The 15158-nt window shown below is 37.3% G+C and carries 15 protein-coding genes; 13 read left to right on the top strand and 2 right to left on the bottom strand.

The features are described from left to right. The 8 genes from DQN23_RS03535 (at position 1) to DQN23_RS03570 (ending at position 5342) form a co-directional block, all read left to right on the top strand. On the top strand, positions 1-324 hold the full coding sequence (locus DQN23_RS03535; RefSeq protein WP_111712724.1) for a carboxymuconolactone decarboxylase family protein: 324 nt from the start codon (positions 1-3) through the stop codon (positions 322-324). Positions 325-339: 15 nt separating this feature from the next. Beyond that, positions 340-765: a cupin domain-containing protein gene (locus DQN23_RS03540; RefSeq protein WP_111712725.1), complete on the top strand. Its 426-nt coding sequence runs from the start codon at positions 340-342 to the stop codon at positions 763-765. Between the two features lie 130 nt (positions 766-895). Further along, positions 896-1753, top strand: a complete 858-nt coding sequence (locus tag DQN23_RS03545) for a hypothetical protein (RefSeq protein ID WP_111713075.1) — start codon at positions 896-898, stop codon at positions 1751-1753. Between the two features lie 80 nt (positions 1754-1833). Next, positions 1834-2334 (top strand): YkgJ family cysteine cluster protein, encoded by a 501-nt coding sequence (locus DQN23_RS03550; RefSeq protein ID WP_021142109.1) that lies wholly within the window; start codon positions 1834-1836, stop codon positions 2332-2334. Positions 2335-2486: 152 nt separating this feature from the next. Next, complete coding sequence (locus tag DQN23_RS03555; RefSeq protein ID WP_111712726.1) at positions 2487-3539, top strand: ABC transporter permease; 1053 nt, start codon at positions 2487-2489, stop codon at positions 3537-3539. A 9-nt stretch (positions 3540-3548) separates the two neighbouring features. Further along, complete coding sequence (locus DQN23_RS03560) at positions 3549-4232, top strand: ABC transporter ATP-binding protein (RefSeq protein ID WP_013851721.1); 684 nt, start codon at positions 3549-3551, stop codon at positions 4230-4232. Between the two features lie 83 nt (positions 4233-4315). Continuing rightward, positions 4316-4645 (top strand): potassium channel family protein, encoded by a 330-nt coding sequence (locus DQN23_RS03565; protein ID WP_003064430.1) that lies wholly within the window; start codon positions 4316-4318, stop codon positions 4643-4645. A 10-nt stretch (positions 4646-4655) separates the two neighbouring features. Continuing rightward, entirely contained in the window at positions 4656-5342 is a 687-nt protein-coding gene (locus tag DQN23_RS03570; RefSeq protein ID WP_013851722.1) for a YjjG family noncanonical pyrimidine nucleotidase, read from the top strand. A 38-nt stretch (positions 5343-5380) separates the two neighbouring features. Here DQN23_RS03570 and DQN23_RS03575 read toward each other — a convergent pair whose 3' ends face one another. Both DQN23_RS03575 and DQN23_RS03580 read right to left on the bottom strand, forming a co-directional pair. Beyond that, positions 5381-6052, bottom strand: a complete 672-nt coding sequence (locus DQN23_RS03575) for a Crp/Fnr family transcriptional regulator (protein WP_058692836.1) — start codon at positions 6050-6052, stop codon at positions 5381-5383. Positions 6053-6131: 79 nt separating this feature from the next. Then, a complete protein-coding gene (locus DQN23_RS03580; RefSeq protein WP_111712727.1) occupies positions 6132-6998 on the bottom strand; it encodes a LysR family transcriptional regulator in 867 nt (288 codons plus the stop codon). A 100-nt stretch (positions 6999-7098) separates the two neighbouring features. Between DQN23_RS03580 and DQN23_RS03585 the strand changes: the two genes are divergently transcribed. The 5 genes from DQN23_RS03585 to DQN23_RS03605 all read left to right on the top strand — a co-directional run bounded on the left by DQN23_RS03585 (position 7099) and on the right by DQN23_RS03605 (position 15096). Then, positions 7099-8124, top strand: a complete 1026-nt coding sequence (locus tag DQN23_RS03585; protein WP_111712728.1) for a YeiH family protein — start codon at positions 7099-7101, stop codon at positions 8122-8124. A 203-nt stretch (positions 8125-8327) separates the two neighbouring features. Next, positions 8328-9704, top strand: coding sequence for an NAD-dependent succinate-semialdehyde dehydrogenase (locus DQN23_RS03590; RefSeq protein WP_111712729.1), 1377 nt, complete (start codon positions 8328-8330; stop codon positions 9702-9704). 119 nt (positions 9705-9823) lie between these two features. Then, positions 9824-11608, top strand: a complete 1785-nt coding sequence (gene uvrC, locus DQN23_RS03595; RefSeq protein ID WP_111713076.1) for an excinuclease ABC subunit UvrC — start codon at positions 9824-9826, stop codon at positions 11606-11608. Between the two features lie 13 nt (positions 11609-11621). Beyond that, on the top strand, positions 11622-13262 hold the full coding sequence (locus DQN23_RS03600) for an AbiH family protein (RefSeq protein WP_111712730.1): 1641 nt from the start codon (positions 11622-11624) through the stop codon (positions 13260-13262). A 103-nt stretch (positions 13263-13365) separates the two neighbouring features. Continuing rightward, entirely contained in the window at positions 13366-15096 is a 1731-nt protein-coding gene (locus DQN23_RS03605; protein ID WP_111712731.1) for a hypothetical protein, read from the top strand. Positions 15097-15158 lie beyond the last annotated feature (62 nt).

Genomic DNA, 15158 nt, shown 5'->3' on the forward strand with positions numbered 1-15158 from the left:
ATGACAATTAAACAAACCGCAGGACGTGACCAATTGGGTGAATTTGCACCAGATTTTGCGCATTTTAATGATGACGTGCTTTTTGGTGAGAACTGGAATAGTAGCGATATTGACCTTAAAACACGTTGTATCATCACGGTTGTAGCACTTATGTCATCTGGTATCACTGACAGTTCTCTTGTTTATCATTTACAAAATGCTAAGAACAATGGTGTCAGTAAAGTTGAGATTGCTGCTGTTATCACACATGTAGCTTTCTACGCAGGTTGGCCAAAAGCTTGGGCAGTCTTCAACCTTGCAAAAGAAGTTTGGAACGAAGATTAAGTGAGGGAGAAATCGATGACAGATAAAGAACTTTTTGATAGAGAAAATATCTTTGGAAAAGGTCAAGCAAATGACGCATACGCACCATATTTTGATGGCAATTCTTTCCTCAATCCCTTAGTTGATGCGGATTCACCACTTTTTCTAGCAAATGTGACCTTTGAACCGGGTTGTAGAAATCACTGGCATATTCACAAGGCTGACAAAGGCGGTGGTCAAATTCTGATTTGTACCGCAGGTCAAGGTTGGTATCAAGAAGAAGGTAAGAAAGCTGTCAGTCTTGAACCGGGTAAAGTCATTGTGATTCCAGCCAATACAAAACACTGGCACGGTGCTAAGAAAGACTCATGGTTTAGCCATATTTCGCTAGAAGTCCCAGGTAAAAATACCTCAAACACTTGGTTAGAAGCAGTAAGCGAAGAAGATTATAGTAACCTATAAAATCTAATTAACCTTTTACTCCTAAAAGCAAAAACCAATCCATCTAGTAATAACGTCCAAGAAACAGCTTGGGCGTTTTTTGATATTACTTATCGTGACAATTTCTTTTGACCATGTTAAACTAGAAATCATGATGCAAATGAAACACACGAGATTGGTGCAGACTGGCAAGTTTTTAAAACTCTTCAAAAACGACACTCAATACACCACACCGATTTTTAGAATAGACCAGAAACGAAAAAATTTACAATTTGTCATTGTCTTCAAGTTAGAAGATGATGATTTTTATGTCCTTAATCGCTCTGAAAAAGGTTATAGCAAGGATTTAAAACGTATTAAGGTGTTTGCAACATCGATGCTTTACAATGCCATGATGTCTGTCCCAATTAAGGCGCGTGAGACGATTCAGATTTTGCAGGTACCAAGTGATAAAAAGTTGCTGAAGGCTTACGTGACCTATTACGATAAGGCAAGCATTGATTGGTTGTGCTTTGGCAAGAAAGCCAACCTAGACGATGTTTATGATCCCTTTCGTGATGCGCACTCGGCGCTTTTTCACTCAGATGATTCTGACAATGCCATATCTTATGATGATTATCAGGGTATTCAGGATTTCCATCCTTTTTCACTTTTAGATAATCAAGCCGTTGCTACTCCATGTTTTTACCAAGACCCGAAAAAAAACAAGCAAATTGCTCTGCAATTGATGGGCTGGTATTATCATGGGCAGCAGCTCAAAATCAGTTGGAAACCCGACAATCAGCACAATGCACGCTGGCGCTCGTCGGTTGTAGCGATTGACCGAAAGACTCGCCGTTATTTCTTTCAAGGAAATATTTATCAAGAAAGAGGAACTGACCCCGTCTTTTTAGAGAATCTTTTATTTGATTGTGATTTGAAAAATAGCAGAGCAGCAAAAGCAGAGTTTGACAGATTTATTCAAGAGATAAAAGAACAAGAGCGCGAGGCTTTGCTAAAGCTGCGCTGACAATCAAAGAGGTTTTTGAGTCCGCTTTTTATTTGTGCTATAATATTTTCTGACTGAAAACAATATTAGAAAGTATGAAAATGACAGATATTGACATTGAACGTTATCATGAACTAGCTCAACAAAAACAAAAAGAACACCGCAAATTTTTAGCAACACTCAAGAAAAAAGCTCCTAAAAATCTTGATAAAATTACTCAAGAAATTCACACAGAAGTTTTTAACGAGATTGATTGCACAAAATGTGCTAACTGCTGCAAAAGCTTAGGTCCTCTGTTTACAGAAGCAGATATCACACGCATTTCAAAAGTCTTTCGCATGAAACTTGGCGTATTTGAAGACATGTACCTTCGTGTCGATGAAGACGGCGACAAAGTCTTTCAATCAATGCCTTGTCCATTTTTAGGCGATGACAACCTTTGCACCATTTACGACGTCCGACCAAAAGCATGCCGTGAATTTCCGCACACAGACCGCAAAAAAATCTATCAAATTAATAACCTAACCATCAAAAACACCCTTTTCTGCCCCGCAGCCTACCTCTTTGTTGAAAAACTCAAAGAACGATTGGAAGGGAAATAAAGATTTAGAAAGTATCTCATTTTGAGGTGCTTTTTTCCTATCCCTTACTACGTCTGGTTTTTCATGAAAGCGGTAAAATTTACAATCAAATTAATGTACTTTATTTGAAAATCATAGTAAGCTTACAGTATTCGAAATAGAGGAGGGCAGTTATGTTTTTAGCATGGAATGAAATGAAACACTCGAAGCTGCGTTATGGATTAGTGGTTGGAGTGATTTTCTTGATTGCTTACTTGGTCTTTTTCCTGACGGGTTTGGCTAATGGTTTAGCCCAGACCAATCGCTCGGCGGTTGATTCTTGGAAATCTGATTATGTCATTTTAAATGAGCAAGCTAATAAAAATCTGCGCATGTCACGCTTTTCAGTCGACTTAAAAAATGATGTTAACGCTGATAAAATGGCAGAATTGACACAAGCTTCTACGACAATTAAAGACAAGGAAAAAAATAAAATTAATGTCAATTTATTCGCGATTAAGCAGGATGAATTTCTACGTCCGAAGTTGAGTGAAGGAAAGCTTTTCTCAAAAACAGGAGAAGTCGTCGCTGATAGTAGCTTAAAAAAATCATATCAATTAAAAATTGGTGACAAAATTACTCTTGGAGATAGTACTAAAAAGCTAACTATTACTGGTTTTACAGATAATGCGAGCTTTAATGTTCAGCCGGTCCTTTACATGACAAAAGAAACACTGGCAAGCGTCCTTGCGGATAATGCTCAAGTAAATACAATCAGTGCTCTAGTGATTCGTGGCAAGGTAAATCAGGTTCCTAAAGAGCTTGAGAGCATGACCACATCAACGTTTATTGAAAATCTTCCAGGTTATAAAGCTCAGAATCTGACTTTTTCCTTTATGATTGGCTTTTTGATTGTGATAGCAGCGATTGTCATTGGAATATTCATCTATATTTTGACACTGCAGAAAAAAGCAATCTTTGGTGTTTTAAAAGCGCAAGGCATTTCTAACGGCTATCTATCACAGATGGTTTTCGCACAGACCTTTATTTTAGCCATATTAGCGGTTAGTCTCGGCTTAGCGTTAACCCTGCTCAGTGCCGTTTTTCTACCAACATCAGTTCCGTTTCAGGTAAATCCACTCTTTTTTGCAGGAATTAGTGTGCTGATGGTTCTTATTGCCGTTTTTGGTGCACTTTTCTCAGTGGTAAGCATTGTCAAAGTTGACCCTTTAAAGGCAATCGGTTAGGAGATAATTATGACAGCAATTGAATTAATCAATATCAAAAAATATTTCAAAGATGGTCCAGATCAAATTGAAGCTCTGAAAGAGACAAATTTGACGATTAACAAAGGTGAATTTGTTGCCGTTATTGGCCCGTCAGGTTCTGGAAAAAGTACTTTTTTGACCATTATTGGTGGCCTGCAATCACCGTCACAAGGTGAAGTGAGATTGAACGGCCAAGCTTTTAGCCAGAAAAAAGAAAAAGCGCGTGCTAAGATGCGTTTTGACCAGATTGGCTTTATCTTGCAAGCTTCCAACCTAGTACCCTTTTTAAAAATCAAAGATCAGCTACGCTTGGTTGACAAGGTTGATAAGAAAAAACAGCGCGAATCGATTGACAGCCTTTTTGACCAGCTGGGTATTGCCAGTATCGCAGACAAATATCCTGAGGAAATTTCTGGCGGGCAAAGGCAACGAGTGGCGATAGCCAGAGCCTTGTATAATGACCCAACGATTATCTTGGCTGATGAGCCAACAGCGAGTTTGGACACTGAAAAAGCCATGGAAGTTGTCAAAATTCTAGCCGACGAGGCCAAAGAAAAGAATAAAGCAGTCTTAATGGTTACGCACGACAGACGTTTAGTCTCTTATTGTGACCGATTGTTGGTCATGGAAGACGGCGTTTTACGAGAAGAAGAGATTGCTGCTTATCAGTAGTAATTTGTCTTGAGATGCGATGTGTGATATAATGAGGTCAAATCTTACCGATTCAAAAAAGGGTCGTTAGTAAAGGAGACGTCATGATTACTTTTTTCTTACAAATGCGTCGGACATTGCGTGTCTTGTGGTCAATCTTTAAGGATGATGAAACCAGAGGAATTGCTGGTGTCACTGCTGTTTTATTGCTCAGTGGGACACTTTTTTATGCAAATGTAGAACATTTTACTTATTTGGATGCCCTTTATTTTTCATTTACAACTTTAACAACGATTGGCTACGGGGATATTTATCCCGTTACAGCAGCTGGAAAGATTTTTACCATGATGTATTCAGTTGTCGGATTAGGGGTTATGGGGAGTTTTCTAGCTGTTGTGGTTAAAAAATTGGGTCAATTGGATAAAAAAAAGTGAGAGAAGACCTGTGATTTATCGTGATTTATTGTTTGATTTGGACCATACTTTGCTTGATTTTAACGCGGCAGAAGATGTTGCTCTGACAGAACTTTTGACAGAGGCGCACGTGGATGATGTTGAAACTTACAAAGAAGTTTATATTCCCATGAATCGTAAACTTTGGAATGATTTAAGTTTGAAAAAGATTACCAAAAAAGAATTGGTTGACACCCGTTTTTCTCGTTTATTTGCGCATTTTGGACATGAGGTTGATGGACATGCCTTTGCTATGCGCTATCAAGATTTTCTTAGCCAACAAGGTCAGACTCTTCCTGGGGCAGATCAGTTGTTAGACCAGCTAAATCAAGAAGGTTACCGCATTTTTGGTGCAACAAATGGCATTACCAAGATTCAAACTGGTCGCATGGCTAATTCAGGGATTAAAGATTATTTTGAACACGTCTTTATCTCTGACGAAGTTGGTTATCAAAAGCCAGATAAAGGCTTTTATGACGCCATTTCTGGAGCCATTTCACGATTTAATCAGGAAAAAGCTTTGATGATTGGTGATAATTTGCTGGCGGATATTCAAGGTGGCAATAATGCTGGCATCGATACTGTCTGGTATAACCCAGATAAAAAAATCAATCACACCGTAGCTAACCCAACCTACACCGTCCATAACTATCAAGAATTGCTAAAATTATTACGATAAAAACCAAAGCTAGAAGTTTTAACTTCTAGCTTTTATCTTTAATAATCGATTTTACGTTCTTCTGTGATAAGTTTAGCCATTTGTTCGGGGTTAATAATTTGAATCTGATGGCCAGTTTTTTCAATCATTTCTTCAGCGCGAAGTGCTTTTACCATTCGTGCAATAGTCACTGAGTGCATGCCTAGGTAGCAGGCGATTTCTTGATAGGTAAAGAAGGTATTTAAAGCTAAATGACCTGATTCACATGGCTCAGCTTGATCAAGTAAGAAGCGGCAGAATTGGACCAAAGCAGGTTCATTTTTACTGCTGTGAAAATGTTCCATGAGATAAATATGATTTTCGGTCAATGTATTTAACATCAAGCTAACAACTGATGGAAATCCTAGCAAGTCTTGAAATTGACGATTAGAAATGCGGTAAGCCACGCAAGGCGTTTTGGCAACAATTGAAAATGATTTTTTCCCGTAATAGTTCAAATGCAGATTGTTCATCAATGGAACAAAGCCGACAAATTGTCGCTTTTTAAAGTATAGATAAGTTGTTTCTTTGCCATCACAAGAAATAGATGAAAGAGCACAGATGCCTGAAGATAGAATATAAATATCACCGCTTGTTTCGCCAGTGACGGACTGTGCGAGATTATCTCCCTTTTTAAAGGTCACACGTTCGCCGTATTGATAAAGTTCTGTAATATCTAGTGTAGAGTGCATAATTACCCTTTCTAAAATTAACATAGGCTATATAACTATATAGTTTACGTTAAAAAAGCGTTTTTATCAAGCCAAAAAATTAGAAAAAGAGCTTAAAAATATCTTGATAATGATTTTTAAAATGACTATTTTTGCGCCAAATAAAGGTAAAATCATGACTTATGGCAGGAATATCCAAATTAATTTTTTGGAGTTTACCTGCAGAAATTTCTTTTTGAACCACGCTTTGATAAACAAAACTAATTCCCAGATTTTTTTGGACTAGCTCGCAAATGGTATTTAGATTACCAATTTCAGTGATTTTATGGAAATCAGAAATGGTTAGATTGGCCTCTTTGAGCATGATTTCAAGTATTTCACGGGTACCTGACCCTTGCTCGCGTACGATGATAGGATAGGCTAGTAGGTCTTCTAAAGAATAGCTTCCGCTTGCTAGGGGTGAGCCGGGAGAAGCGACCGCGATGAAAGATTCTGTGCGATAAGGCAGAAAATCGTATTTTTCTTTTGAAAAGAAACCTTCGATCAAGGCAAAATCAATCTGTCCATTATCAATAGCTTTTAACAGTGTCTCGGTATTATCCACCAGCATTTTGACTTGGAAATTCGGGTGATTTGCCAAAATATCCACTAAAGAATCGGTCAAAACATACTCGCCAATGGTTAAAGTAGCCCCAAAATTTAGCGGCTGTAAATCTTGCTTGAGCTGTGTCTTGAAATGCTTAATATCTGTGTCCATAGTCGTCAGCAAATCAAGCAATTCTTTGCCACTTTGTGTCAGCCGACATTGTTTGCCAGAAAAGGTAAAAAGCTTAGTTTGATACTCTGTCTCTAAAGTTTTGACATGCTTAGTGACTGCAGGTTGAGTGATATGCAATTCTTTAGCAGCTTGGGTAAAATTAAGCGTTTCGCAGACTTTCATAAAGGTAAAAACACGGTAATCAAGCATAATAATCTCCTATTATTTTTTTTTATTATATCATAATAAATCATAATTTTACATTATAACTTGTCCAGGTTATAATATTTTGTGAAAAGGAGTTTTTATTATGATGACAATTGAGAAAAAATTGCCGGGAATTATGTTTTGTGTGATTCTAGCTTTACCAGCCTGGTTTTTAGGGAATTTATTTCCACTTGTAGGAGCGCCAGTATTTGCAATTCTACTTGGGATGGTTATGGGGAATTTTCATAATAATCGCACCCAAACCACTGATGGTATTACTTTTACATCAAAATATATTTTACAAGCGGCGGTTGTTTTATTAGGTTTTGGTTTAAACTTAACACAAGTTTTTAAAGTTGGGACACAGTCATTGCCAATTATTATTTCAACCATTGCAGTCTCGTTGGTTGTAGCGTTTTTATTGCAAAAATGGCTAAAATTGGATAGTAATATAGCAATCTTGGTTGGTGTTGGGTCATCTATTTGTGGTGGCTCAGCTATTGCCGCAACAGCACCAGTTATTAAAGCAAAAGATGAAGAAGTCGCAAAGAGTATTTCGGTTATCTTTCTTTTCAATATCTTAGCGGCACTAATTTTTCCAACGTTGGGAGAATTACTTCACCTATCTAACCAAGGTTTTGCGCTTTTTGCGGGAACAGCTGTCAATGATACGTCATCCGTTACGGCGACCGCGACAGCTTGGGATGCTGTTCACGGGTCAAATACCTTAGACGGTGCAACAATTGTGAAATTAACGCGCACATTGGCCATTATTCCGATTACTTTAGGACTGTCAATCTATAAAGCCTATCAAGATTCAAAAAATGGCAGAGCAAACCAAACGACTTTCCAATTGAAAAAAGCTTTTCCAATGTTTATTCTTTATTTCTTATTGGCTTCGATTGTCACGACAATTGTCAGCGGTTTAGGAATTGATACGGTTATTTTTGATAATCTTAAGACACTTTCAAAATTCTTTATTGTCATGGCAATGGGAGCTATTGGTCTTAACACGAATCCTATTAAACTTATTAAGACTGGTGGACAAGCTATTGGATTGGGAGCTACGTGTTGGATAGCTATCACCTGTGTCACTCTCTGGATGCAACATCTTCTAGGGATTTGGTAATGAAAATGTAGGAACAATGTTTGTGACTATTCAAGCATTGTTTTTCTTTTTTAAAAAATGATAGCGTTTACTTGAAATCGTTTCCTTAAGTGCTATAATGACCTTGAAAACCTTAGTTAAATTTTATAAATAAAGACTATTAATCTAATGGTTAACAGTTGTAAGGCATGGAATTTAGCAACGATAAAGGAGGAAAAGGTACGATGGCATATAAAACAACTTATCCTTATACAAACGAGATTCTTGCGACTTTTGACAATGCAACGGATGAAGCGTTAGAGGAAGCTTTGGCAAATGGGCATGCGCTTTATAAAAAGTGGCGTGCTGAAGGTAGCTTAGCAGAGCGAAAAGCTCAATTGCGTAAGATTGCTGAGCTGCTACGTCGTGACGTTGACAAATACGCTGAAGTCATGACAAAAGACATGGGAAAATTGTTCGTGGAAGCTAAAGGTGAAGTGGACCTCTGTGCAGAAATTGCTGATTACTATGCTGATAAGGCAGAAGAATTTTTGAAACCACGTCCACTTGAAAACATTAATGGTGATGCTTATTACATCAAGCAAGCGACAGGTGTTTTGGTAGCCGTTGAACCATGGAATTTCCCATTCTATCAAGTCATGCGCGTCTTTGCGCCAAACTTTATGATTGGAAATCCGATGATTTTGAAACATGCTTCAATCTGTCCAGCATCAGCACAAGCATTTGATGATTTGGTTTTGGAAGCAGGTGCACCAATTGGTGCATTCAAAAATCTCTTCCTTTCTTATGACCAAGTTTCCAAGGCTATCGCAGACCCACGTGTTGTTGGGGTTTGCTTGACTGGTTCTGAACGTGGTGGTGCTTCTATTGCAGCAGAAGCGGGAGCAAATTTGAAAAAATCATCTATGGAACTTGGTGGTAACGATGCCTTTATTATCCTAGAAGATGCCGATTTTGATTTGCTTGATAAGACCATTTTCTTTGCTCGTCTCTACAATACTGGTCAAGTTTGTACCTCATCAAAACGTTTTGTCGTTGTTGGTCAAGAAAACTATGACAAATTCGTTGATATGGTGGTCAAACATTTCAAATCAGCCAAATGGGGTGACCCAATGGATCAAGCGACAACTTTAGCACCGTTGTCATCAGCAGCCGCAAAAGAAGAAGTGCTTGGTCAAATCAAATTAGCTAAGGAAAATGGTGCAACTGTGGTTTATGGTGATGAACCAATTGACCACCCAGGAAACTTTGTCATGCCAACTGTTTTGATAAATGTCACCAAAGAAAATCCAATCTACAATCAAGAAATCTTTGGTCCAGTTGCTTCTATCTATAAAGTTGATACTGAAGAAGAAGCTATCGCGCTTGCCAATGATTCTAGCTATGGTCTTGGTGGTACCGTCTTTTCAAAAAATCTTGATCATGCCAAAGAAGTAGCTGCCAAGATTGAGACAGGGATGTCATTTATCAATTCTGGTTGGACATCACACCCAGAAATCCCATTTGGAGGCGTTAAAAATTCAGGTTACGGTCGCGAATTAAGCGAACTCGGCTTTGACGCTTTTGTCAACGAACACCTGATTTTTGTCCCAAATGATTAACCAGCTCTCCTTTTATTAAATCCCATACACGAAAACCACTTCCTGAGCCTAGGGGGTGGTTTTTCTTTTCCTAAACGTCCTAACAAGCAATGCAACAGCCTTTTTGCTATAATAAAACCATGAATGAACTGATTAAACATAAATTGGAGTTGCTGCCAGACAGCCCTGGTTGTTATATCCATAAAGATAAAAACGGCAAGATTATCTATGTCGGAAAAGCCAAGAATCTCAAGAATCGTGTGCGCAGCTATTTTCATGGTAGCCATAATACCAAGACCGAACTCTTGGTTTCTGAGATTGAAGATTTTGAATACATAGTTACTGGGTCAAATACAGAAGCCCTTCTTCTTGAAATCAATCTGATTCAAGAAAACTTGCCAAAGTATAACATCAAGCTAAAAGATGACAAATCTTACCCATTTATCAAAATCACGGTGAATGAACAGTACCCACGCTTGATGATTACCCGACAAATCAAAAAAGATGGTGCCATGTATTTTGGTCCCTACCCTGATTCAGGGGCAGCAACAGAAATCAAACGTCTGCTAGACCGCATTTTCCCATTTAAAAAATGTACAAATCCTGCTAACAAGGTTTGCTTTTATTACCATTTAGGTCAGTGTAAAGCTCATACCATCTGTCATGTGGACCATGATTATTTTGTTGCCATGGCGCAAGATGTGAAGAATTTCTTGAATGGTCAAGATAACAAAATTGTTGATGGCTTAAAAGAAAAGATGCAAAAAGCTTCTGACATGCTGGAGTTTGAACGCGCAGCAGAATACCGTGATTTGCTGCAAGCCATCTCAACTCTTCGTACTAAACAACGTGTCATGAATCAAGACATGATGGACCGTGATATTTTTGGATATTATGTCGATAAAGGCTGGATGTGTGTGCAGGTTTTCTTTGTTCGCCAAGGAAAACTCATTCAGCGTGATGTCAACATGTTTCCTTACTACAATGACCCAGAAGAGGATTTCTTGACTTACGTCGGACAATTTTACCGCGACAGCAAGCATTTTATTCCAAAAGAAGTCTTTATTCCTCAGGACATTGACGAAGAATTAGTTAAAGTAGTTGTTGATACCAAAGTCATCAAACCACAACGTGGTGAGAAGAAGCAGCTGGTAAATCTTGCGACAAAAAATGCGCGTGTCAGCCTGCAACAAAAATTTGACCTGCTAGAAAAAGATATCCGCAAAACACATGGCGCTATTGAAAATATCAGTGAATTACTCAATATTCCAAAACCAGTGCGCATTGAAGCCTTTGATAACTCAAATATTCAAGGAACAAGCCCAGTTGCGGGGATGGTTGTCTTTGTAAATGGGAAACCAAGTAAGAAAGATTACCGTAAATTTAAAATTAAAACCGTTGTCGGCCCAGATGACTATGCCAGCATGCGTGAAGTCATTTATCGTAGATACAGTCGCGTGATGAAAGACGGATTGACTCCGCCAGATTTGATCATCATCGATGGTGGACAAGGTCAGGTCAATGTGGCGCGCGATGTCATTGAAAATAAACTTGGACTCGATATTCCAATCGCTGGTCTGCAAAAAAATGACAAGCACCAAACGCACGAACTACTCTTTGGTGACCCATTAGAAGTGGTCGAATTGCCACGAAATTCTGAAGAGTTTTTCCTCTTACAGCGTATCCAAGACGAAGTTCACCGATTTGCCATTACTTTCCACCGTCAACTCCGTTCTAAAAATTCATTCTCATCAAAACTCGATGGCATTGCTGGGCTTGGCCCAAAGCGCAAGCAATTACTCATGAAACACTTCAAGAGCTTGCCAAGCATTCAAAAAGCAGACGTGGATGACATCATCAACTGTGGTGTCCCACGAAACGTTGCCATAGCTGTTAAGGAAAAATTGGCTGAGGAGAAGAAATAGTAAGGAGATAATCGTGGTAGAAAATATTTTAATACTAGGGAATGGCTTTGATTTAGCGATGGAACGAAAAACCAGTTATGGAGACTTTTTAAGATTTTTGAATTCATTATCTTTTTTACTTTCTTGTCAAGAAGTTTGCAATCAGCAGCTGGATGCTAAAAACTATGATTTTCTTCTAAAAGAGTATAATAACCTCAATATTGCAAGTTTGACAAAAGAAGAATTGCAGGAACAGATTAAACGTAAAAATATGCAAATTAAGAAGAAAGTTGATTCGCTGCAACGTAAAAATAGTTTTCAAGAAGCAGAAAATCTTGTAAAGCTTCTTGTTAGCACTAGTGAAGAAGATGATGCTATTAGCTGTTTTGATAACTTAAACTTTCAGGAAGAGTTTAAGTTTTATGAAAAATTACCTGATAAAGTTAAATTAGGGTTACTGTTAGAGTGTTTATCAAATTTCTGTAAAAATGAGCAATTAGGAACTTTTTTCGAAGAAAATAGAAATAATGAATCAGCTAAAGGTTTAGTTCGGAGTATTATCATTACGGGTGATGAGTTATTAGAAGTAAGAAGTGTCTGTGAGAAGAAAGATGATATTGAATCAAAGTACCTTCTAGATGTTGATATTATTGACGATTTGATTCAAAAGACAGGTAAAGAATATAAGTGGCTATTGAAAATTCGTGACAACCTTTTTTTGAAATATATAAATGAAAATAAATATAAAATTGGTGAAAAATGGTCAAGTATCGAGCTTGTAATTTCTGATATTGCAGAAGCAATCTCATATTTTAAAGAACATTTGGAAGAATTTAGTCAAATCTTTAGCAATGGTGATATAGATTTGACTAAAATACAAGAGAAATTTATCACTAAGCCAAACTTTGATGCATTGTCATTTGTGACAAATTATCAACTTGGGCAAAGATTTGATTATGGGAGTATGGGTTTTCAAAAAGTTATGGATGTGTGTAATAAAAACTTTATTCAAGCACTGGAAGAGTTGACTGATTATCTAGAGTTTTACTTAACTTATCTTGATAAATTAGATTTTGAGAAACAAAAAATAGAGAAAAAAAGAAGTAATCTAGATGCTATTGAGGGGCTTGAAAAAGCAAAAGTGTTAACGTTCAACTACACAGATACTGCAAATAAATTATTTAATATTCCTGAAGAAAATACTCATTTTATTCATGGAAGAATTGATTTTGCTCGTAAGCAAAAATTGATTAATACTATGGTTTTTGGTATTGAGGATAAAGAGGAGAAAACTGAAAATATTAACCCTGATTTAATTTCCTATCAAAAATTTTATCAAAGAATAATAAAAGAGACAGGAAGTGACTATAGAAAATTCTTTGAAAAACCTAAAAATTCAGGTGAAACTGTTGATGATATGAATATTATTGTTTTTGGACACTCGGTCGACCCTTTAGATAAGGAAATCTTTATTAACTGTTTTGATTTAGCCCAAAAAAGAGGCGGAAAGTATAAGTTTATATTTAACTATTATGATGAAAAAGCTAAAAGAGAGATTGTTAAGAATTTAACTATAATTTTAGGAAAAGAAAGAATGATATCATTAACAGCTGAACAAAAAGTTGCATTTGTAAAATGTGATGATGTCCAAAGAATGGAAAGAGAACTTTTGTAGTTGAAGTTAATACCATCTGAAAACATTCATGAAACTTTCTTTTTCTGATTGTAATCTATTTTAAACTGTGCTAACATGGATAGGGATTTTTAAGGAGATACGCATGTTTAAAAAAATGAAGCAAGGCCTCTCTCAGTTAAGTCAAAAGAGCACTTGGCTTCCAAGCATTGTGATTGTTTTGGTCGCCGTGTTACTCTTGCTTCCCCAATTAACGTCTCGTGGAGTGATTGCGGGTAGTGATTTCCTATTTCACTACAATCGTTTTTATGAGACGGCTATGCAAATTAAGACGGGTAACTTTAGTTATTTTATGTCACTGTATGGCTTTTACAGTTCAGGTCGAATTGTTAATGCTTTATATGGCCCGTATTTTGCTTATTTTCAAGGAATTTTGGTACTCATTAGCAAGAACTGGTATACCTATCAACTTTTGTCACGTTTCTTGTTGAGTGTGATTGCTGGTTTTTCGATGTATCGTTTGAATCGCAGAGCTTCTGTCAAAACGAAAATAGCCCTTGGTGTAGCAGTCTTTTACATGATGACCTTCTCGGTTCAATACTGGACGTTTAGACAAGGTTTTTCAAGCTGGGGTGCCGCTTTTATGCCGTGGTGCTTGATTCCAGCAGTTGATTTTGTTAGAACAAAAAGAGTTGAAGTGCTTCGTCTAGCAGTATCGGTTGCTGTTATGATGCAAGTCCACATGCTTAGCTGTTTCTTGTTAATCTTGGCTTATTTGCCATTTTACTTGTACGGCTTTTTCAAATCTGACAAGAAAAAAGAAGTCTTTTTCAAGGGTGTCCAATCAGTCTTGCTAAGCCTTTTATTAACAGCAAACGTCTGGGCAGCTTTGGTTGTTGTCGGTCAAAGTAATAACCTGGTTGAACCTTTCGTCAATTCAAAACTCTATATTATGACAGTTAACCAGCGTAGCATTGAATGGCTACTAACACCAAAAGCATTGGTTTTTGTGGTCTTGTATCAATTGTACTTCTCATTTAGACACTGGCGTCATTACGACACACTCTTGCGAGTGGTGACAGGGGCATTCTTTATTTTCTTGGTTTTATCAAGTAGCATTTTCCCATGGTACACGGTCAATAAATTGAATCTTCCTTTGGTAAATCTAATTCAATTTCCATTTAGATTCTTTGTGCCCGCAACGGTATTATTGTTGTTAGCGGCAGCTATGATTTTAGACAAATACTTCGATAAAAAATGGTCAAAATTTGTAGCTATTGGGCTAATCTTGGTGAATATCTTGAGCTTTGTGCAGTTGTCGCAATTGCAAGAAGAAAAGATTGATGATTATTACAATACGAAGCACCCTATTCAACGTAAAAAACATACTTTTATCTGGGGTAACCCTGCAGATGTCAGAGCAAGTTTTTATGATTCAGATAAATTCAAGCTACTAGATATCGTTTCAAAATCAACCCCAGATTATCTGCCAGCTGATAAATCAAATAAAGATAACAAGTACGTCCTATATGAAGAGTTTGTCCTTGGACATACGGATGCTTACAAAAAGACGCAAGGCGACAATGAGCTGGTATTTACTTGGACAGCTGATGCGAGTGGTTGGGCAATCATTCCAGTTGCAAAATACGCTGACACTGAGCTCATGCTTAATGGTAAAAGGCTTAGTCATAAGGACTACACTTTGTCAGGAATTGGCACGCCTACTGTTCAACAAAAAGCTGGAAAAAATACCTTGAAGATTACTTACCGCATTCGTACATGGTTTAAAGCTTTGATAGTGGTTAATATTTTATCTTGGCTTTCAGTTGTGATTTATCTCGGTATTAAAAAAATAACTTTAAGTAAGAAAGGCTAGGAAAAATCCTAGTTTTTTCTTTTTTGTATTTGTGTATGCGCTTTCGTAGCAAATAGCTGTAA

The organism is Streptococcus lutetiensis (assembly GCF_900475675.1).
GTDB classification, from domain to species: domain Bacteria; phylum Bacillota; class Bacilli; order Lactobacillales; family Streptococcaceae; genus Streptococcus; species Streptococcus lutetiensis.

Bases quoted from the DNA above. Each gene is read 5' to 3' on its own strand.
- DQN23_RS03535 (WP_111712724.1), top strand. From the start codon at position 1: ATGACAATTAAACAAACCGCAGGACGTGACCAATTGGGTGAATTTGCA.
- DQN23_RS03540 (WP_111712725.1), top strand. From the start codon at position 340: ATGACAGATAAAGAACTTTTTGATAGAGAAAATATCTTTGGAAAAGGT.
- DQN23_RS03545 (WP_111713075.1), top strand. From the start codon at position 896: ATGATGCAAATGAAACACACGAGATTGGTGCAGACTGGCAAGTTTTTA.
- DQN23_RS03550 (WP_021142109.1), top strand. From the start codon at position 1,834: ATGACAGATATTGACATTGAACGTTATCATGAACTAGCTCAACAAAAA.
- DQN23_RS03555 (WP_111712726.1), top strand. From the start codon at position 2,487: ATGTTTTTAGCATGGAATGAAATGAAACACTCGAAGCTGCGTTATGGA.
- DQN23_RS03560 (WP_013851721.1), top strand. From the start codon at position 3,549: ATGACAGCAATTGAATTAATCAATATCAAAAAATATTTCAAAGATGGT.
- DQN23_RS03565 (WP_003064430.1), top strand. From the start codon at position 4,316: ATGATTACTTTTTTCTTACAAATGCGTCGGACATTGCGTGTCTTGTGG.
- DQN23_RS03575 (WP_058692836.1), bottom strand. From the start codon at position 6,052: ATGCACTCTACACTAGATATTACAGAACTTTATCAATACGGCGAACGT.
- DQN23_RS03580 (WP_111712727.1), bottom strand. From the start codon at position 6,998: ATGCTTGATTACCGTGTTTTTACCTTTATGAAAGTCTGCGAAACGCTT.
- DQN23_RS03585 (WP_111712728.1), top strand. From the start codon at position 7,099: ATGATGACAATTGAGAAAAAATTGCCGGGAATTATGTTTTGTGTGATT.
- DQN23_RS03590 (WP_111712729.1), top strand. From the start codon at position 8,328: ATGGCATATAAAACAACTTATCCTTATACAAACGAGATTCTTGCGACT.
- uvrC (WP_111713076.1), top strand. From the start codon at position 9,824: ATGAATGAACTGATTAAACATAAATTGGAGTTGCTGCCAGACAGCCCT.
- DQN23_RS03605 (WP_111712731.1), top strand. From the start codon at position 13,366: ATGTTTAAAAAAATGAAGCAAGGCCTCTCTCAGTTAAGTCAAAAGAGC.